Annotated in this window: 21 protein-coding genes; all 21 read left to right on the top strand. The window is 33.4% G+C overall.

The window, feature by feature from the left end; genetic code table 11:
* The first annotated feature begins 14 nt into the window (after positions 1 to 14).
* The 21 genes from EXD82_RS05505 (at position 15) to smc (ending at position 21438) form a co-directional block, all read left to right on the top strand.
* Positions 15 to 890: a copper transporter gene (locus EXD82_RS05505; RefSeq protein ID WP_142535919.1), complete on the top strand. Its 876-nt coding sequence runs from the start codon at positions 15 to 17 to the stop codon at positions 888 to 890.
* A 9-nt stretch (positions 891 to 899) separates the two neighbouring features.
* Entirely contained in the window at positions 900 to 1598 is a 699-nt protein-coding gene (locus EXD82_RS05500) for a glycosyltransferase family 2 protein (protein WP_142535918.1), read from the top strand.
* Positions 1598 to 2446 carry a hypothetical protein gene (locus EXD82_RS05495; protein ID WP_330573716.1) on the top strand — a complete coding sequence of 283 codons (849 nt, stop codon included), beginning with the start codon at positions 1598 to 1600 and terminating at the stop codon, positions 2444 to 2446. The genes EXD82_RS05500 and EXD82_RS05495 overlap by 1 nt, the downstream gene beginning before the upstream one ends.
* 5 nt (positions 2447 to 2451) lie before the next feature.
* Positions 2452 to 3528: a DUF3866 family protein gene (locus tag EXD82_RS05490; RefSeq protein ID WP_142535917.1), complete on the top strand. Its 1077-nt coding sequence runs from the start codon at positions 2452 to 2454 to the stop codon at positions 3526 to 3528.
* Between the two features lie 45 nt (positions 3529 to 3573).
* Positions 3574 to 4449, top strand: coding sequence for a tyrosine-type recombinase/integrase (locus EXD82_RS05485; protein WP_142535916.1), 876 nt, complete (start codon positions 3574 to 3576; stop codon positions 4447 to 4449).
* Between the two features lie 217 nt (positions 4450 to 4666).
* The gene (mltG, locus tag EXD82_RS05480; protein WP_142535915.1) at positions 4667 to 5722 is read left to right on the top strand and encodes an endolytic transglycosylase MltG; all 1056 of its coding nucleotides are present in this window, start codon (positions 4667 to 4669) and stop codon (positions 5720 to 5722) included.
* A gap of 53 nt (positions 5723 to 5775) precedes the next feature.
* Positions 5776 to 6441, top strand: a complete 666-nt coding sequence (locus tag EXD82_RS05475; RefSeq protein ID WP_142535914.1) for an O-methyltransferase — start codon at positions 5776 to 5778, stop codon at positions 6439 to 6441.
* Positions 6431 to 7681, top strand: coding sequence for a peptidase U32 family protein (locus tag EXD82_RS05470; protein WP_142535913.1), 1251 nt, complete (start codon positions 6431 to 6433; stop codon positions 7679 to 7681). The genes EXD82_RS05475 and EXD82_RS05470 overlap by 11 nt, the downstream gene beginning before the upstream one ends.
* A gap of 384 nt (positions 7682 to 8065) precedes the next feature.
* On the top strand, positions 8066 to 9358 hold the full coding sequence (gene eno, locus EXD82_RS05465; protein WP_142535912.1) for a phosphopyruvate hydratase: 1293 nt from the start codon (positions 8066 to 8068) through the stop codon (positions 9356 to 9358).
* Positions 9359 to 9380: 22 nt separating this feature from the next.
* A complete protein-coding gene (ahpC, locus tag EXD82_RS05460) occupies positions 9381 to 9944 on the top strand; it encodes an alkyl hydroperoxide reductase subunit C (protein ID WP_142535911.1) in 564 nt (187 codons plus the stop codon).
* A 53-nt stretch (positions 9945 to 9997) separates the two neighbouring features.
* Positions 9998 to 11614, top strand: coding sequence for an FAD-dependent oxidoreductase (locus tag EXD82_RS05455; RefSeq protein WP_142535910.1), 1617 nt, complete (start codon positions 9998 to 10000; stop codon positions 11612 to 11614).
* A 121-nt stretch (positions 11615 to 11735) separates the two neighbouring features.
* A complete protein-coding gene (gene aroE, locus EXD82_RS05450) occupies positions 11736 to 12611 on the top strand; it encodes a shikimate dehydrogenase (RefSeq protein WP_142535909.1) in 876 nt (291 codons plus the stop codon).
* A gap of 64 nt (positions 12612 to 12675) precedes the next feature.
* A complete protein-coding gene (locus tag EXD82_RS05445) occupies positions 12676 to 12984 on the top strand; it encodes a hypothetical protein (protein ID WP_142535908.1) in 309 nt (102 codons plus the stop codon).
* Entirely contained in the window at positions 12965 to 13609 is a 645-nt protein-coding gene (locus EXD82_RS10305; protein WP_174919171.1) for a hypothetical protein, read from the top strand. The genes EXD82_RS05445 and EXD82_RS10305 overlap by 20 nt, the downstream gene beginning before the upstream one ends.
* Before the next feature lie 15 nt (positions 13610 to 13624).
* Positions 13625 to 14038: a hypothetical protein gene (locus EXD82_RS05440; protein WP_142535907.1), complete on the top strand. Its 414-nt coding sequence runs from the start codon at positions 13625 to 13627 to the stop codon at positions 14036 to 14038.
* Entirely contained in the window at positions 14038 to 14571 is a 534-nt protein-coding gene (locus tag EXD82_RS05435; RefSeq protein ID WP_142535906.1) for a hypothetical protein, read from the top strand. The genes EXD82_RS05440 and EXD82_RS05435 overlap by 1 nt, the downstream gene beginning before the upstream one ends.
* A 189-nt stretch (positions 14572 to 14760) precedes the next feature.
* Positions 14761 to 15324 carry an elongation factor P gene (gene efp / locus EXD82_RS05430; protein ID WP_142535905.1) on the top strand — a complete coding sequence of 188 codons (564 nt, stop codon included), beginning with the start codon at positions 14761 to 14763 and terminating at the stop codon, positions 15322 to 15324.
* Positions 15325 to 15394: 70 nt separating this feature from the next.
* Entirely contained in the window at positions 15395 to 15934 is a 540-nt protein-coding gene (locus tag EXD82_RS10300; RefSeq protein ID WP_174919170.1) for a CD1247 N-terminal domain-containing protein, read from the top strand.
* A gap of 124 nt (positions 15935 to 16058) precedes the next feature.
* Positions 16059 to 16796 (top strand): ribonuclease III, encoded by a 738-nt coding sequence (gene rnc, locus EXD82_RS05420; RefSeq protein ID WP_142535904.1) that lies wholly within the window; start codon positions 16059 to 16061, stop codon positions 16794 to 16796.
* Entirely contained in the window at positions 16796 to 17863 is a 1068-nt protein-coding gene (locus tag EXD82_RS05415) for an elongator complex protein 3 (protein ID WP_142535903.1), read from the top strand. Before rnc ends, EXD82_RS05415 begins: the two co-directional genes overlap by 1 nt.
* Positions 17864 to 17886: 23 nt before the next feature.
* On the top strand, positions 17887 to 21438 hold the full coding sequence (gene smc, locus EXD82_RS05410) for a chromosome segregation protein SMC (protein ID WP_142535902.1): 3552 nt from the start codon (positions 17887 to 17889) through the stop codon (positions 21436 to 21438).
* The last annotated feature ends 2 nt before the right edge of the window (positions 21439 to 21440 follow it).

The following is a 21440-nucleotide window of genomic DNA, read 5'->3' as shown; positions in this document are numbered from 1 at the left end:
TATGGAGGAAAAATATGAACATAAATATGAAATACTATGTAGTAACAATAGGTGCTATATTTCTTGCACTTGGAGTTGGTATAATAGTAGGATTTAACCTTAACAATAATGAAGAACTCAGCAAACAGCAGGCAGAAATAATAAGTGAGCTTGATAAAGAGTTTGGAAGTATAAAGGAAGAAAAAGAAGGTGTAGAGAAAACTCTTTCTGAAACAGAGAGAAAATACAGTGAACTTATAAATTTTGTAAATGAAAGTGATATGCAGCTGGGAGAAGTATCTCTATCAGGAAAAAATATAGGAGTTATATCTACATATGGAAAAACTTCAAATATGGACAACATAAAAAATATAATAATGAACTATGATGGAAATGTTGCGTTTGAGCTTGTATTCAACAAAGAAGCTACAGATAAGAATATAATAGCAAAAGCAGCAAAAGAGACAGGTGAAAATCTGAAAACAGCTGAAGATGTATCTTCATATGTATTTGATTGTATAAAAAGAGGAGATGCAGAAGAAAAACTTGAGCCACTTAAAAATCTTAAAATGATAGAGTTTACTACAGGTTCAGAAAATTATTCTTCATATACTTCAACAGTAATACTTACTGATTCTGAAGCTGAAAATTCAAAGACACAGTTTGAAGCTCTTGATAAGTATATAGTATCAAAACTTAAATCTCAGAATAAATATGTTGTAGAAGCTGAGTCATCATCTTCAAAAACTTCATATGTATCTGAATATGCATCATCAAAAGTTGCAACAGTAGATAATACCAATGAAAAAACAGGTATATATTCACTTGTATCACTTCTTTCAGAAGAAAATATAGTAGGAAATTTCGGAAGAAGAGATACAGCTGCATCAATAATGCCTTTTGATGAATAGGAGGTTTTTATGAATAATTATACTAGTATCATAGTACCTGCATACAATGAAGGTGAAAGAATAAAAAACACACTGAATGGTATAATAGGTATAGATGAGATAGACGAGATAATAGTTGTAGATGATGGATCTTCTGATAATACAGAATCAGAGGCCAAATCTGTAAAAAGTGAAAAAGTAAAAGTTTTCAGATTGGATAGAAACAGAGGAAAGGGATATGCTCTTAACTTTGGAATAAAGGAAGCATTAAAAAATGCCGACATAATAGGATTTCTTGATGCAGATCTTGGTTCATGTTCTTCTGAAGTAATAAAACTTATAAAACCTGTTTTAGATGATGAAGCAGATGTTACGATCGCACAGTTCCCTAGAGCAAAGAAAAAAGGCGGTATGGGATTTGTAAAAGGTCTTGCCAAAAATTCAGTACTTGAAATGACAGGTGTGGAACTTAATGCAAGTATATCAGGACAGAGAATATTCAAAAGAGAAGTAATAGAAAGATTTGATGAAATTCCTTATGGATATGGCGTTGAAGTAGGAATGAGTATAGATATCCTAAAGTGGGGATATAGAATAAAAGAAGTTCTTGTGCAGATGACACACAATGAAACTGGAAGAGATTTAAAAGGATTTATCCATAGAGGAAAGCAGTATTACCACATTAAAAAAGTAGTAAAACAGAAGAAAAAGGAATGGGGTGCTAAATAATGGAATATATGGCACTTTATGCAATAGACGGAAATGCTGTTATGGCAGTACTTTTCGTATTGGGATTTCTTCTTACATTTCTGATGATACCTCTTTTTAAGGGGATGCTTACAGAAGGAGATATAGTAAGACCAAACTACAAAGGAGATATGATACCAGTGAGTATGGGGATAGTTTTTATACCGATGCTTACAATAAATGCTATACTTCTTGCATCTGTTGTAAGAAGCATAGAAAATGCGGCGTATATATTTATATTTGTATCAGCTGTTTTTTCTATGGCATTTGCAGGTATAATGGACGATATAATAGGAAACAGAAATGTAAGTGGTCTGAAAGGACATTTTAAAAGTCTTTTCAAAGGAAAACTTACAACAGGTGGATTCAAGGCTCTTTTCGGTGGATTCATAGGAATACTTGTATCAGTATTCTTTTCTGAAAATCTTCTTGAACTATGTCTGAACACACTTGTTATAGCACTTTCAACAAATCTTATGAACCTTATGGATCTTAGACCTGGAAGAGCTATAAAGGTATATCTTGTAATAATGATACCTATGATAATAACTCTTACCGGATTTGTAAAAGTTCTACCATTCCTTCTTGTACCAAATGTTCTTGCATATTTTAATGAAGATCTTAAGGCGAGATGTATGATGGGAGACGCAGGTTCAAATGTACTTGGAATATCTATAGGAATACTTATGGTTATGGGTTACACAAATGATGTAAAGATAGCGTGGCTTATATTCCTTGTACTGATACATATATTGACGGAAAAATATTCTCTTACAAAAATAATTGAAAACAATAAGGTCTTAAACTTTATAGACAGATTGGGAAGGTAAATCATATGATGAGCAGAAAGATAGGAAGAGTAGTAGAAGTAAGAAGAAAAAATGAAAATCTTGATGATATAAGAGTTGATGTAAATGGAGATATACAAAGAGCATATAACTATCCTAAAATGACAGGAAAAGTATCTGAAGGAGATCAGGTTGTACTGAATACTACAGCGGTTGAACTTTCGCTGGGAACAGGTGGATATCATTATGTAATTGTCAATCTGGATAATATTGAATCAGATCTTGAACAGGATGGACATATAATGAAACTTAGATATACACCTATGCAGGTAAATGTCGATTCAGTTGAAGACCATGAAAGCAGATACCATGATGTATTTGAGGAGTTTGAAAGTCTTGATGGAATGTATGTTGCAGTGGGTACTCTTCATAGTATGCTTGCACCTTTTGCAGCTTCATACAAAAGGAACAATCCTGACAAAAAACTTGTTTATATTATGACAGATGGTGCTGCACTTCCTATTTATTTCAGCCTTAATGTAGCGACATTAAAGGATAAGGGACTTATAGATAGTACAATAACAATAGGCAATGCATTTGGCGGAGATTATGAATGTATAAATATATATACAGCGCTTATAACAGCAAAGGAAATAGTCAAAGCTGATGCAGTGTTTGTTGGCATGGGACCTGGAATTGCCGGAACAGGAACAAAATACGGATTTACAGGAATAGAACAGGGGCATATAATCGACGCGGTTGCAAAACTTGGTGGAAATGCAGTGGCAATACCTAGAATAAGTTTTGCTGATATGAGAGAAAGACATAGAGGAATATCACATCACAGTATTACAGTTTTTTCAGAAATAGCAAATGAGAAAGCTGATATAGTATTTACTGTATACGGGGGAGAAAAAGAAGAAACTATAAGAAAACAGATAGAAAAAAGCGGTATAGACAAAAAACACAACATTGTCTTTATGGAAAACAGCAATGCTGAAGATGATATAGGACATTATGGACTTAAAGTTAAAAGTATGGGGCGAGGATATGCTGAAGACAAGGAATTTTTTGATTCTGCAAGCACTGCAGCATATTATATAACTGAGAGAACGAATAGATAGCCGGCTTGATTATTTGTTGATTACAACTGAATAAAGGAGTATTAAATGGAAGCTATTAACGAATATTTAGAGTATATAAAAAATACAAGAAAGCTATCGGCAAATACAGTATCATCTTATGGTACAGATCTTAGAAAATATTCGGATTATCTGGAAAGAAACAAAATAGCACTGGAGGATGTAACAGAAGCAGATATACTTAATTATCTTGTAGAATTGGAGAAAGAAAATATATCTGCTTCTACAGCAGCCAGAATGACATCTTCGATAAAATCTTTGCATGATTATCTATTTTTTATGAAAAAAAGCGGCACAGATCCTTCGAGAAATATAAAAAAACCAAAAGTTAAAAAAGAGAAGATGGAAATTCTTACAGAAAAAGAAGTTGAGCAGCTTTTATCGTTTGATGATATGAATTCAGAACTTGGAATAAGGGACAAGGCGATATTTGAGATTCTTTATGGAACAGGAATGAAAGTATCTGAGCTTGTAGAACTTAATTTATCTGATGTTTCAGATGAACTTGATCATATAATATGTAAAACACCTAAGCACAGTAGAGTTATACCAATAATAGATACTACAAGAATATATCTAAGCAGATATATTGAAATTTCGAGACCGAAACTTGCAGACAATGAAGAAAACGCTTTGTTTGTAAGCTCTTTGGGAAAAAGATTTACAAGACAGGGACTGTGGAAAATAATTAAAAAATATTCACAGAAGGCCAATATAAATAAAAATATAAATCCAACTATGCTTAGACATTCATTTGCTATACATATGATAAATCATGGGGCCAATATAGCTACAGTAAACAGAATTCTTGGAAACAGCAATCTTGCTAGTATACAGTCTTATATAAACTGTATAGATGCAAATATAAGAAAAGAAATGAGTACAAAACATCCAAGAAAATAGCAATAATAAAACAATTTATAAATATTTATAACATTCCCGATCTTGTCAGGTCGGGTTTTTATTTTGCAAAGAGATATTTTAGAAAATAAAAAATATTTGGTAAAAATATAAATTAACTATATATAACACAAAATGATTTGAAATTTATCATAAGCAGCCGTATAATATATAAGATAAGCAAACTATAAAAAGTTAAACTTATACAGGAGAGATTAATATGAATAATTCAAAATCAGGAAAAAAAGGAAAATTACGGATAGTTTCTGTAGTAGTATTATTGGTAGTTATAGCAGCTGGATATTTCACATATTCAAATCTGTCTGGACCGTATGATGTGAATGCAGAAAAAAAAGTGATTATAGAAATACCAAAAGGAGCCAGTTTAAATCAGATGGCAGAAATACTGAAAGATGCAAAACTTATAAAAAATGAAACAGTATTCAAATTAAACGTGAAAAGAAGTGGTAGAGGAGCTGAACTTAAAGCGGGAGAATATCTTTTTACACAGGCATATACAAATGAAGAGATAATAAATGATATAGCCGACGGTAAAAACTATCATTCGGGTCCTAAAGTAACAGTGAAGGAAGGAGAAACTTCCCGGGAAATAATAGATACTCTTGTAGGTCTTGGACTTGGTCAGGAAAGTGTATATAAAGAACTGATATCATCACCTTCAAAATTCAGGGATAAGTTTTCATTCCTTGACGACGAAAAAATAACAAGTCTTGAGGGATTCCTTTATCCAAGTACTTATTACTGCAATGAAGACGATACAGAGCAGGAAATAATAGAAAAAATGCTTGCCAAGTTCGATTCAGAGTACAGCGAGAAATACAGAAAAATACAGGAAGATAAAAAACTGGATTTCTATGATGTTATAAAAATGGCATCTATAGTTGAAAAAGAGGCAGTACTTGATGAAGATAGACCTCTTATAGCTAGTGTATTTTACAATAGATTAAAGATAGATATGGCACTTCAGTCTGATGCTACAATACAGTACGCACTTGGAGAGAGAAAACAGGTTGTAAGCTATGACGACCTTAAAATAGAATCTCCATACAATTCATATAAATACAAAGGACTTCCACCTACTCCTATAGCGAATCCGTCTATAGAATCGATAGAGGCAGCTCTTGAGCCGGCGGATACAGATTATCTGTATTTTGTAGCAAAAACAGATGGCGGTGGAAACAACTATGCAAAAACATATAAAGAACATCTAAAAAATGAGAAACGGTACAAAGAACAAAGAGAAAAAAATAAATAAGTCTTATAAAAATAACAGCGAAATTCAGTTGCTGTAAAAGAAAGGGAGATATAATGAGCAATATAGTCAATGATCTTGTAGAAGAGTATATAAGAGAAACTCTTCAGGAAAAGGATGGACTTTTGAGAGAGCTTGAGATATATGCCGAGGAAAATAGTGTTCCAATAATTCACAAAGAGGTTTCCGACCTTCTTAAGGTTATGCTCAAGCTGACAAAACCAAAGAGAATTCTTGAGGTAGGATGCGCTATAGGTTATTCATCTATATTCTTTGCGAGTATAGCAGGGCCTGACGTGGAGATAATAACTACTGAAAGAAACGAAAAAATGATAGAAAAGGCAAAGGAAAATATAAAAAGAGCCGGACTTGAAAATAACATCACAATACTTGAAGGCGATGCAGAGGAAACATTAAAGTCAGTGGATGGAGAATTTGATATGGTATTTATAGATGCTGCAAAAGGACAGTATCAGTTGTTCTTCGATCTTGTAATAGACAAGGTAAAAACAGGAGGACTTGTTGTTTCTGACAATATTTTATACAAAGGAATGGTTGCGCACGACGATTTTGTGGTAAGAAGAAAGAAGACGATAGTAAAAAGAATGAGAAACTATCTGGATTATATATGTAGTTGCGACTATCTTAGTACATCGCTTATACCAATAGGAGATGGGGTAGCGCTTAGTTATAAGGAGGGAGAAAGAAAAGATGATAAATAAACAGCAGAGAGCAGAACTTCTTGCACCTGCAGGAGATTTAGAGAAATTAAAAACAGCCATAATATACGGAGCAGATGCAGTATATATAGGTGGAGAGGTATTCGGAATGAGATCTGCTGCCAAAAACTTCAGCATAGAAGATATGGCAGAGGGTGTAAAATTTGCACACGAAAGAGATAGAAAAGTATATGTTACGGTAAATATAATACCTCACAACGAGGACTTCAAAGAACTTGACGCGTATCTTCTTGAACTTCAGAGAATAGGAGTAGATGCGATAATAGTATCTGACCCGGGAGTTATAAGTGTTGCAAAAAGAGTAGTACCTGATATGGAACTTCATCTGAGTACACAGGCGAATACAACAAACTATGAAAGTGCAAACTTCTGGTACAATCAGGGTATAAAAAGAGTCGTAGTTGCCAGAGAAATGTCTTTTGATGAGATAAAAGAAATAAGAGAAAAAACTCCAGCAGATATGGATATAGAGGCATTTATGCATGGAGCAATGTGTATTTCATACTCAGGAAGATGTCTTATAAGTAACTATATGACAGGAAGAGAAGCAAACAAGGGATCATGCGCTCAGTCATGCAGATGGCAGTATTATCTAATGGAAGAAAAAAGACCAGGTGAATATTTCCCTGTATACGAGGATGAAAGAGGAACTTTCTTCTTCAACTCAAAAGACCTTTGTATGATAGAACATATTCCTGAACTTATAGAATCTGGAATAATGAGTCTTAAAATAGAAGGAAGAATGAAGACCGCATATTATGTAGCTACAGTTGTAAGAGCATACAGAATGGCAATAGATGCATACTATGAAGATCCTGAAAACTGGAAATTCAACCCAATGTGGATGGAAGAACTTAAAAAAGGAAGTCATAGACATTTCACAACAGGATTCTATCTTAAAAAACCGGATACAGAGGACCAGAACTATCAGTCAGCTTCTTATGTAAGAAACTACGATTTTATAGGTGTAGTAAGAGGGCATGACGAGGAAACTGGACTTGCAATAGTTGAGCAGAGAAACAAAATGTCTGTAGGTGAAGATATAGAGATAATGGCTCCATATAAAGAGACTATGTACGCAAAAATACTTGAGATGTACAATGAAGATGGAGAGCCGATAGAATCAGCTCCTCATCCAAGACAGATAGTTAAGATGAAACTTGATGTGGACGTCGATGTAGATTGGATGCTTAGAAAATCTATAGAAGAAAAAAGTGAATAGAGATAAATAATAAATAGAAAATAGCCTTTTATGAAAATAAGGGGCTATTTTTTTATTGGAGTGAATATAAAAACCTATATCAATAGTATATATATGAAACTTTATAAGATAATTATATATTTTTAAAATCTATACAAAAGCATCTGTACCCTTATTATAAAAATTTAATCATTTTACTCTTCTGAAAATTTATCACAATATAATAGAAAATGATAATTAATATCATTGACAGTGCTTTTTAAAAATGCTATTTTAAGTATAGGTCGATAAACTTCGACGAGCTGGATAAATCATAAGGATCCTCCGTATAGATTTTTTCTCAGTTGTCATCTATACGGAAATCCTTATATACACTATTCTTAATTGAATTAGGAGGAACTAAAAATGGAAAAACTTAAAATAATAAATATATCAGGAAGAGAAATATTAGATTCAAGGGGAAATCCTACAGTAGAGGCTGAAGTTACACTTGCGGATGGAACAAAGGCCAGAGGGGCTGCACCGAGTGGAGCATCTACAGGAGAATTTGAAGCACTTGAACTTAGAGATAAGGACGGAAAAAGATACCTTGGAAAAGGAGTTTTAAAAGCTGTTGAAAATATAAATACGACTATAAATGATGTACTGGTTGGAATGGATGCATCAGATATATATGCAATAGATAAGGCCATGATAGATGCAGATGGAACAAAGGATAAGTCAAATCTCGGAGCAAATGCAATACTTGCAGTATCTATAGCATCTGCAAGAGCAGCATCAGAGTCTCTTGGGATACCACTGTATAGATTTATAGGAGGAATAAATGCAAACAGACTTCCTGTACCTATGATGAATATATTAAACGGTGGAGCACATGCACCTAATACTGTGGATGTACAGGAGTTTATGATAATGCCAGTAGGTGCAGAGAGTTTTTCAGAAGCTCTTAGATGGTGTGCTGAGGTATTCCATTCTCTACGGGCAATACTTAAATCAGAGGGACTTGCGACATCTGTAGGAGATGAAGGTGGATTTGCACCTGACCTTGAAAGCGATGAAGAGGCAATAGAATATATATTAAAAGCAATAGAAAAAGCAGGATACAAACCTGGAGAAGATTTTGTACTTGCCATGGATGCTGCAGCGAGTGAATGGAAGGGTGAAAACAAAGGAGAATATATACTTCCAAAATGCAAGAAAAAATTCACATCAGAAGAACTTGTTCAGCACTGGAAAGAGCTTTGCGATAAATATCCGATATATTCAATAGAAGACGGTCTTGATGAGGAAGACTGGGATGGATGGAAGTATATGACAGAAGTTCTGGGAGATAGAATACAGCTTGTAGGAGATGACTTATTTGTAACTAATACAGAGAGACTTGAAAAAGGAATAAACGACTCATCTGCCAACTCAATACTTATAAAACTTAACCAGATAGGAACAGTTTCAGAAACACTTGAAGCTATAAAAATGGCCCACAAGGCGGGATATACTGCAGTAACATCTCACAGATCAGGTGAAACTGAGGATACAACAATAGCTGACCTGGCAGTTGCACTTAATACATGCCAGATAAAAACAGGAGCACCTAGCAGAAGTGAGAGAGTTGCAAAATACAATCAGCTTCTTAGAATAGAGGAAGAACTTGGAAATGCGGCTGTATATCCGGGAATAAAAGCCTTTAATATAAAATAATAAAATCAAAAGGAGGAATACTATGTCATTAATAGGAAAAAAAGTAAGTGATTTTAAGGTTCAGGCCTATGTAAACGGTGAATTCAAAGAGGTTACACTTGAGGATATAAAAGGAAGATGGAGTTTATTCTTCTTCTATCCAGCGGACTTCACGTTTGTTTGCCCAACAGAGCTTGAAGACCTTGCAGATAAATACGAGGATTTCCAGTCTATAGGCTGTGATATATATTCAGTATCATGCGATACACATTTTGTACACAAAGCATGGCACGATGCTTCAGATAGAATAAAGAAAATACAGTACGCAATGCTTGCAGATCCTACAGGAAAACTTGCAAGAGATTTCGATGTAATGATAGAAGATCAGGGAATAGCTGAAAGAGGAGACTTTATAGTAAACCCTGAGGGAGAAATAGTTGCATACGAGGTTATAGCAGGAAATATAGGAAGAAATGCAGAGGAAATATTCAGAAGAGTACAGGCATCTCAGTTTGTTGCAGAGCATGGAGATGAAGTTTGCCCTGCAAAATGGAAGCCAGGTGCTGAAACATTAAAACCAAGTCTTGATCTTGTAGGACTTTTATAAAAAAGAGTGGGGTGGCATCATCAGGTGCCGCCCTTAAATATAGGAGGGATTTTATGGTAAAATACGATGCTGTAGTAATCGGTGGAGGTGCGGCAGGTTTTGCAGCTGCCATATACCTTGCAAGAGCTCAGTACACTGTACTTGTAATAGAAAAAGAAAAATTTGGAGGACAGATAACTATAACTTCTGAGGTTGTAAACTATCCGGGGATTATAAGTACAGATGGTAAAAAGCTTACTGAAGGGATGAGAATACAGGCGGAAAACTTCGGAGCGGAGTTTATGCTTGCACAGGTCGAAAAAATAGATTTCAGCGGGGAAGTCAAAAAAATATATACTGATAAAGGCGAAATAGAAACATACGGTATAGTACTTGCAACGGGAGCATCGCCTAGAAGAGCTGGATTTAAGGGCGAAGAAGAATTCAGAGGAAGAGGAGTTGCCTACTGTGCAACGTGCGACGGTGAGTTTTTCACCGGCAAGGAAGTATTTGTAGTAGGTGGTGGATTTGCAGCTGCCGAAGAAGCGATATTTCTTACAAAATACGCCAGAAAGGTAACTATTCTTGTAAGAGGTGAAAGTTTTACTTGTGCCGAGTCTATTGTAGAAGAAGTTCTTAAAAATGATCTGATAGAAGTAAGGTACAATACAGAAGTAAAAGAAGTAGGTGGAGAGTCATCTCTTCAGTACGCTGTATTTGAAGACAAAAAAGAAGGGAAAATATACAGATATGATTCTCAAAACGGAGAGAATTTTGGAATGTTTGTATTTGCCGGATATGAACCAGCAAATAAATTATTCAAAGATGTACTTGAAACAGACGAAAGGGGATATCTTGTAACAGACAGAAATCAGAAAACTTCTGAGGACGCAGTATATGGAGCCGGAGATATATGTATAAAAAATCTTAGACAGGTTGTAACTGCTGTTTCAGATGGAGCAATTGCAGCCACATCTCTTGAAAAAGACATATACGCTGTTCACAGAAAATACGGCATAAAAAGAGAACCTATGAAAAAATCAAAGCCAGAAGTAAACAAAGAAACTTCTGAGAACATATCTTCAGACTCATTTATAGACGACAATATAAAGGAATCTCTAAAACCTGTATTTGAGAAGTTTGAAAATAATATAACTGTAAAAGTAAATCTGAATAACACAGCATTTTCAAATGAGTTGAAAGGTTTTTCTGAGGAGTTTTCAAAACTGTGTGGCAAGATAAAATTTGTATATGAGGAAATTTCTGATGATGAGCCATCATCAATGATGATATACAATGGAAATGGAGAATATACGGGTATAAGATACTGTGCAGTTCCAGGAGGTCATGAGTTCAATTCATTTATAATAGCACTGTACAATGCAGCAGGCCCTGGACAGCCGATAGATTCAAAAATTAAAGAGAAGATTGAATCTATTGACAAGAATATAGATATAAAAATAGCTATATCACTTTCGTGCACAATGTGCCCTGAACTTGTAATGGCAGTTCAGAGGGCAGCATCATTAAACAAAAATATAAATGTAAGTATATACGATATAATGCATTTTGAAGAACTTAAAAACAGATACAGTATAATGAGTGTACCATGCATGATAATAAACGATGAACAGGTAATGTTTGGAAAGAAAAATATAACAGAAATATCAGAGATACTGGCTAGTATATAAGTATAATAAATATAAAGATAAGGATCACATTAATACAATGTGGTCCTTATTTTGTATGATATACTTTATTTATGAATAAAAATAAAAAAACGGTCGATAATAGATATGAAAGGAGAACAATATGAATATAAATGCGGATACTAGACTTTACTGCCTGATAGGAGATCCTGTTTCTAACAGTTTATCTCCAGATATACACAATTATCTTTTTGATAGAGAAAATATAAATGGTGTATATATGTGCAATAGAATAGAAAAGGAAAATCTAAAAAGATTCATCGATGCTGTGAAACTTATGGATATAGGGGGATTCAATGTTACAATACCTCACAAAATTGATATTATGGAATTTCTCGATGAGATAGATGAAAATGCAAAGATAATAGGAGCAGTAAATACTGTCAAAAATATAGGTGGTATTCTAAAAGGATACAATACAGATGGAACTGGATTTGTAAAGGCGATAAAGGACAGGGGCTACGAAATAAAAGGGAAAAAAATAATTATACTTGGAGCAGGTGGTGCGTGCAGAAGTATAGCAGTTGAATTGGCATCAGAGGGAGCGGGACATATAGAGCTGAGAAACAGAAGTATAGAAAAGGCACAGATAATAAAGGATATATTGGATGTAAATTTTGAAATATCTGTGTCTATATCATCAGAATCAGTATCAAAAGAAGATATAGAAAATGCTGATTTTCTGATAAATACAACATCAGTGGGTATGGAAAGTGATGATTGTCCAGTAGATGCTGGTATATCTGTATCATCAGATACTGTTGTATATGACATAGTCTACAAACCACACCGTACTGAATTTATAAAATGGGCTGAAAAAAATTCACTTGATACAATTTATGGAATAGAGATGCTTATAAATCAGGGAATAACAGCATTTGAAATATGGAATGAGTGTATTATAGACAAGGATACAGCAAAAGAATTGAGGGAGATGATTGTAAATAAAAGCCGGAATAAATATAAAAACAATATCTAAAAATCTAATACTGAAAAATAGAAGAAATGGTTTTGTAGTAATTGACTCACTGGCGGCGCTATCAGTGATGATATTGATAGTATATATGTTATCTGTATCGGTATATGATTTATCAGACTCGACATCAGACAGCATAGAAAAAAATGATTATGTATATGTAGCTGAAAGAGAACTGAATATTATGCTTGAGGATATAGAAAATGGAATAAATACAAATCCAGGTGTATACATACTGAACACAGAAGAGGGATATAAGGCTATATGCAGGATATTATGTATCGATGAAAAAAGGGATATATACAAAGCGGAAGTTGTCATAGATGATGGATATTATAGAATAGAGGTGGAAGGATATGAAAAAATATCCGCATAAAAGAAAAGGAAGTGTATGTATAGCATCTCTTGTAGTTTTGACACTTATAACAGTGATGTGTATCTCTGTGCATGAAAGGATAAAAAGTCGGTATATATCAAGGAATATGGTAGTAGAGTCTGAAAATATCCTGAGAAGAGCAGAAGGAGTTTCTATAGTAGTCAAAGCAAGGGTAATAGAAATTACACAATCATTTTATGACAGATGTTCAAAAAGAGGTCAGTTTAAAAGTCTTATAGAAAGCACAGCTGGAAGAAATGAATATATCGAATATATAGAAAATAGTGAAATCATACCGATAGAAGGAGCAAAGATAAAAGTACAGAATGGAGAAATAATACAAAATGGTTCCGGACGGTACAAATTTATAATTATATGCAGCTGTACAAATAAAGATGTAAAAAAGGATATTCAGGTAAATGTAGATTTATACAATCTGTTTAAAGAAGAGGAAGAAAAAGAACCGGAAGAAGAAAATCAAAAGAATAATAATGAAGAAAGTGCGACCGGGGTAAATAATGAAGAAAAAACGGATGAAGAAATAGATCGGATTGAAGATGCAGAAACAGTAGAGCATTATAATGCAGAGGATGCAATTGTATTCCGAATAGATAGGGAGTACTGATGAGGGGTGAGTTTTTTGAATCTTACAGAACTTATAATCGGATATGTACTGGCGGTTATGCTTTTAAGTACAGCTGTAGTATTTTCAGACAATAGTGATGCAATAAACAGAGGTCGGGCAGGTATGTTATGTTCTGATATAAGGTATGTTAAAAATTGTGCAGTATCTGGTAGAAGTGGATATAAACTCAGATTTTTTAATGATAAGGATGGATATGGATACAAGATAAGGGATTTTAATAGTACGAAAAAGACAGTATATTTTCCAAAAGGTATAAAATCGAGATACAGAAAGAGTGAAATAGAGTTCAGAGAATCCGGAAGTTGTCCTGATGCAGGAACTGTATATATAGAAGGTCCTGGAGATATAAACAGGACAATAACCATCACTCCTCCAACAGGGAGAATTCTTTTAAAGGAGGAGAAATAATGAATAAAAAGTATATAAAGAAAAGAAAGGGATATATTTTTGTAGAAGCTGCGATTTCGATATGTATATCCCTTTGTGTTATGCTTTCTGTGGCATCAGCTATGGAAAATTCAACAAAAATTATAGAAAAAGATGATTGTTATGTGGAATTGTACGAACAGGCAAATGAGATTGAACGATTTATAAAAAGAGAGATGAGAAATTCGGAGTCGATAAAATTTTACAAGGGAAATACAATAATATCAGCTGATGAGGAGTTTAGAAACATAGATAGAATAGAGTTATCTCAGTATCTAAAAAATGAATCGGGAACAATATATAATGAAAAATTATCTATAAGGATTTCTTCCTCAAATAATAAAATATCTGTTCATAAGGGAGGAAGTGTATACGAAATAGGTACATATATAGATACTCTACAGGTAAGACAGTATAAAGTAGGAAAAACAGTAGAACTAAAGCTTGTAATGAAACTGGATGATAGTTTATACGAAAAATTTATATCGATTAGAATGAGAAATGTTAGAAATTAAAGATACGTAATATGCTAAATATGAAATTAATTCGGAAGTACTTAAAATAAATACCTAAAGCATTAAAATACTTGTTAATAACGTGCCATATATGATATTATGATATTAGAAGTATTATGAATTCTTATAAAAAGGCATAATATAGTTTAACCGATGCGGTTTTAATATTTAATTATATGGAGGGACAATATGGTAACAGCAAGTGAATTTAGAAAAGGTGTAACTTTTGAAAAAGACGGACAGCCATGTCTAGTTGTTGATTTCCAGCACGTTAAACCTGGAAAAGGTGCAGCTTTCGTAAGAACAAAATATAAAAACCTTATAACAGGAGCTATAAGAGAGGAAGCTTTCAACCCAAGTGATAAATTCCCTAAAGCTCAGATAGAAACTAAGCAGATGCAGTATCTATACAATGACGGTGAATTATACTACTTCATGGATGAAGAAACTTATGATCAGATACCTCTAGATTATGAGCGGGTTGAAGATGCTATAAAATTCATGAAAGAAAATGAAATAGCTACAATAAGATTCTTCCAGGGAAGCCCATTCCAGGTAGAAGGACCAAACTTTGTTGAGCTTGAAGTAACTGAAACTGAGCCAGGAATAAAAGGAGATACTGCAAGTAACGTAACTAAATCAGCTACAGTTGAAACTGGTGCAGTAGTACAGGTTCCTTTATTCATAAACGAAGGAGACAAGATAAAAATAGACACAAGAACAGGTGAATATCTATCAAGAGTAAACAACTAATTAATTTATAATTGAAGAGTCTTTGTATATGACTCTCTGATTAAATAAAAATGAAGGCGAGGGGTATTACATGAAACATTTAAAAGAAGACGTTGCGTATCTAAAAGGATTAGCTGAGGGAATGGAAATAGCTGCAGACGGCAACACTGGAAAGGTGATGACAAAAGTTATAGAAACTCTTGGACATTTCGCTGATGCAATGGATAGACTTCAGGCTGAAAATAGAGATCTTCGTGAATATGTTGAAGAAATGGATTCAGATCTTGCTGATTTATTTGATGAGTTTGAGGAGCTTGCAGAAGACTTTGACGACCTTACAGAAGATTTTGATGATCTTGTTGAAGAAGTTGAAGATATGGAAGATGAGCTTGACGACTTATATGATGATCTTGATGAAGAGTTTGAAGATGACGACGAAGACTACAGCTATATAGAAATGGAATGCCCATATTGCGGTGAATTAGTGGAAATTGATGAAGATGAACTTTACGATGACGATGTAGATATAATATGTCCTTATTGTGATGAAGTAATTCTTTCTGCAGAAGATTTCGATGATGAAGATGAAGACGAGTGTTCATCATGTGACTGCTGCTGTGAAGAAGAATAGTCTAATTTATGTGCAATTGAAAAATGCCTATGAGATTTTCTGTTTCATAGGCATTTTTTTATGATACAATTGATGATAATAAATGATACAGATAAATATATTATTAATAGAGGGAGGTTTGTGTATGAGTGGAAATGATATTTCATTCAGAGAGATAAAGGAAAATATAGACAGCCTTGAAGATGTCATAGGATATAGATTTAAAAATAGAGATTATGTACTTGAAGCACTTACTCACAGTTCATATTCCAATGAAAATAAAAATTTCAGATACAATGAAAGAATGGAGTTTTTAGGAGACTCTGTACTTGGAATTGTAATAAGTGATTATATATTCAAAAAAGAAACATCTGTTCCGGAGGGGGAACTTACAAAACTTAGAGCAAATATAGTATGTGAAGAGTCGTTAAGCAGAGCTGCCAGAAAAATAGATCTTGGAAGTCACCTTCTTCTTGGAAAGGGAGAGGAAATCACAGGTGGAAGAGAGAGAAAATCTATTCTTGCAGATGCATTTGAGGCGCTTATTGCATCTATTTATCTTGATGGAGGAATGGAGCCTGCATCAAAGTTTATACTTTCAAATCTTAGAAATATAATAAAAGATTCTATTGATGGAAAAATGTACAAGGATTACAAGACTCAGCTTCAGGAGGAACTTCAGAAAAATGGAGCAAGTAATATATGGTATAGACTTATAGAAGAGATTGGTCCTGACCACAACAAGACTTTTGTAATGATGGCCGGAGTAAATGAAAAAAGTCTTGGAAGTGGAAGTGGAAAAAGTAAAAAAGAAGCTGAACAGGATGCAGCAAGAGCAGCACTTGAGAATATTTTTGGAAAAAGTTTTGTGGAGGAAGAATAATGAAAAAGAGAATAATACCTATTTTTGTTCCACATCAGGGTTGTCCGCACGACTGTATATTCTGTAATCAGCAGAAAATAACAGGTGTATGTACTACAGTTACTCCTGATGATGTAAGAGATATAATAGAAAAATGTCTTCCTACAATAGATCCTGATGCTTCAGTTGAAATAGCATTTTTTGGTGGAAGTTTTACGGCTATTGATCCGGAAATACAGAAATCACTTCTTGCCGTAGCCAAAGAATATGTAGATAAAGGTGTGGTTCAGGATATAAGAATGTCTACAAGACCGGACTGCATAGATGATGAAATTCTTGAAATGGTAAAATCATATGGAACTACAATAATAGAGTTAGGGGTACAGTCTCTTGATGAGAATGTTCTTGTCGATAGTGTAAGAGGTCATAGTGCCCGGGTGGTATATAAAAGTGCCGAACTTATAAAGAAGCATGAAATAAATCTCGGTCTTCAGATGATGGTTGGACTTCCATCAGATACTGAAGAAAAATGTATTTATACAGCAAAGGAATTTATAAAAATGAATCCATTCTGTGTAAGAATATATCCGACACTTGTTATAAAGGAGACAGGTCTTGAAAGATTGCTTGAAAGTGGAGAATATAAACCGCTTGACCTTGAAAAGAGTATATCTATAGTAAAAAAACTTCTTGTTCTTTATAATATGCACAATATAAATGTTATAAGAGTTGGGCTTCAGGCGACAGATGATATACAGGAAGGAAAAGATGTAGTGGCTGGACCATATCATCCTGCATTTAGAGAACTTGTAGAATCTGAAATGATAAAAGACTATATAGATAGTATTATTTCGGGTACGGATGTATCTGAAATAAAAATAGGTGTTTCCAGAAAAAATATATCAAAGGTAATAGGAAACAAAAAATCAAATGTGCAGTATATCAGAAATAAATATAATGCATCTATGAAAGCTGTTGAAATGGATATATCGGATGATATGATGCTTATATATGCTGATGGAAATCTTGTAAAGAAAATCGATATTGATTCAATATACAGAGAACTTTATAAGATATACGAATTATAAATTATCAGAAAGGGGACAGGTGAATGCACTTAAAAAGGATTGAGCTTAGAGGGTTCAAATCATTCCCGGAGAAAACAGAAATTGTATTCAACAAAGGTATAACAGCTGTAGTTGGACCAAATGGAAGTGGAAAAAGTAATATTTCTGATGCTGTAAGATGGGTTCTTGGAGAACAGAGTATGAAAAGTCTTCGTGGTGATAAAGTTGAAGACGTTATTTTTGCAGGTTCAGATAAGAAAAAAGCGATGAATTACTGTGAAGCTGCTCTTACAATAGACAACAGTGATGGAGAAATAGATCTTGAATTTACTGAAATAACAGTAAAAAGAAGAGCCTACAGGAGTGGAGAAAGTGAGTTTTTCATAAATGGAAAACAGTGCAGAATGAAGGATATAAAAGAACTTTTTCTTGATACTGGAGTAGGAAAAGACAGTTATTCTATAATTGAGCAGGGAAAAATAGATGATATATTGAATACAACAGGTTCTTCAAGAAGAAAAGTATTTGATGAAGCCTGTGGTATATCAAAATACAGATATAGAAAGCTTGAGGCTGAAAAAAATCTTAAAAATACATCTGAAAACCTCGAGAGAATAAACGATATATATTTTGAACTTGAAAAACAGATTGGCCCTATGAAAATTCAAAAGGAAAAAGCCGAGCAGTTTGTGGAGTTAGACAAAAATCTAAAGGTTCTAGAAGTAAATAGCTTCCTTAGAGAGATAGATAGGATAGAAAAAGAAGTAAAGGAAACTGAAAAACAGCTAAAAGAAAAAGACGAGAAAATTTCAGAATACATCAGGAAAGTAAAATTAGAAGAAGAAAATCTTGTAGATATTGATGAAGATATGAGAATAGCTGATTCAGATATAGAAAAAGACGGAGAATATGTATCATCTCTGAGAGAAGTTGTAAACAAGAAAGATGCTGAGTTAAATCTTATAGAGGAAAGAAGAAACAACAAAAGAAATGAAATAGAGAGAAAAAATAGAGAGATACAGGATCGAAAAAATAATATAGATATCAATACAGCCAAAATAAAGGAAAAAGAAGTTGAGAAAACTCAAAAAATTTCTGATATGACTCTATCTGAAGAAAAAATTGAAAAAAGTGGAACTTCTAATAAAGTAAATAAAGAGCAGATTGAAAGTATAGAAAAAAATATAGAAGAGATAAAAGATAGAGTGATACAGGCAATGAACACAAGTCAGGAAATATCCAACAGATTATCTGTTCTTGAAACAAACCGAGAAAATATGGAGAACAGATGGCAGGATATAGATAATGAAACAGAACAGATTGAACTTGATAAAAAGTCCTATAAAAAAGCAGAAAAGATATCAGAAGAAAGAATTCAGAATTTAAATAAAGAAAAAACTGATATAAAAAATAAAATAGAAAAAAATACGTCTGATATAGAAAGTGTGACATCAGATATAAGCTCTATAAATGATAGGATAACCAAGCTGCAGTTTGAGAGAAATGACAATCAGTCAAAACTTGATATATATGTAGATATGGAAAATCAGTACGAGGGATTCAAAAAAGGTGTAAAAAAAGTACTGAAGAATAATCATTTGAGAGGCATAGATGGTGCTGTTGCACAGGTTGTAAAAGTATCCGAAAAATACGAAAAAGCTATAGAATCAGCACTTGGTGCAGCTATGCAGAATATTATAACAGAAGACGAGCAGAGTGCAAAAGAAGCGATAGAATATCTGAAGAAAGTAGAAGGTGGGAGAGTAACGTTCCTTCCTGTAAATATAATAAAACCTCTTAGAATTGACATGGATAGAGTAAAATCAGATATATCGGTAGAAATCGCATCTGATATTGTAATCTGTGATGAAAAATACAGAAACATAGTTGAAAATCTGCTTGGAAAAACTCTTGTAGCAAAAGATATGGATGATGCTATACAATTTGCGAAAGATACAGACTACAAGTTTAAAATAGCCACACTGGATGGTGAAATATTCAATCCTGGGGGAGCTATGACAGGTGGTAGTATAAAAGGATCTACAAGTATACTTTCAAGAGGAAGACTTATAGATGAATACAAAGATAAAATAGAAAAAATAAAAACTATTATAGCAGATGAGAAAATCAGCAGGTATAAACTTGAATCTGATTATAAAAATCTCAACACTGAAAAAGAAAGACTTTCAGAAAATATATTGCATACTGAAAGAGAGATAACTTCAGGAGAAGCTGAACTTTCAAATATAAGAAATGATATAAAAAGATGTAATGAATCTATAGAAAAGCTGGAAAGAGAAAGAGAGAGTATAAGCTCTAATATGAATTATACTGTTTCTAAAATAAAAGAAATAAAATTGGAAGCAGATAAAGTTGATAATCAGATTGAAAATGATAGAAAAGAGGATGAAAAACTTTCTAAACAGCTTATAGAACTTAGAAAAAAATATGATTCTCAAAGAGAAGAGTTTGAAGCTATGAACAGAGAGCTTATCTCTGTTAAAAAAGAGATAGAATCAATGGATTCTGAAATAGAGAGACTCGATGGAGAGAACAAAGAAACAGAAAATAATATAAGCAGACTTTTAGATGAAATAAAAGCAGACGAAGAAAGTATAAAAATTCTGGATGAACAAAAGAATAATGAAACAAAGGAAAAAGAAAAAGTTTCATCAATGCTTTCAGAGGCCATTTCATTACTTGAAAACAAAAAATTATCCAGAGATGAAATGAAATCAAAATATGATAAATCATCTGTAACCCTTAAAAACATGGAAAGAGAACTTCTTGACTTGAGGGAAGAAAGGTTTAAGGTTGAATCGAGACTTGAGAGATTTAAATCAGGTAAGGATAATTATCTCAACAGACTATTTGAACAGTATGAAATGACATTTGTTCAGGCCTGTGATATGAGAGACGATACGATATCTATTACAAAGAAAGAAATTGAATCTCTGAAAAGAAAAATAAAAGGTCTTGGAAACATCAATCTGGATGCAATAGAAGAATATACTTCTATAAAAGAAAGATTTGATCTTTACAGTGAACAGAAATCAGACCTTGAAGATTCAATAGGCTCAATAAAATCTCTAATAGATGAACTTGAGACAAATATGAAATCTGAGTTTAAGATAAAATTTGAGGAAATATCAAAGAATTTTTCGGAAGTATATTCTAAACTTTTCGGAGGTGGAAAGGGACATCTTTCTATTGAAGATAAAGAAAACATACTTGAAAGTGATATAATTATAACAGCTCAGCCTCCGGGAAAGAAAATGAAAAATATAAACCTTCTTTCAGGTGGAGAAAAGGCACTTACTGCTATAAGCATACTTTTTGCGATAATACTTTCAAGACCGACTCCTTTCTGTATACTTGACGAGATAGAGGCTCCTCTTGACGATATAAATGTATATAGATTCGGAAAATTCCTGAATGAACTTTCAGAAAGAACACAGTTTATAGCTGTTACTCACAGAAGAGGAACTATGCAGGCTGCTGAATACATATATGGTGTAACTATGCAGGAAAAAGGTGTATCAAAAATAATAAGTGTAAAACTTGATGAAGCCGAAAAAATGACAGACTTAAGATAGTG

The organism is Peptacetobacter hominis (assembly GCF_006861675.1).
Taxonomy (GTDB): Bacteria; Bacillota; Clostridia; order Peptostreptococcales; family Peptostreptococcaceae; genus Peptacetobacter; species Peptacetobacter hominis.
Note: the sequence above shows the minus strand (reverse complement) of the source record. Positions and strands in the feature narration are given on the sequence as shown.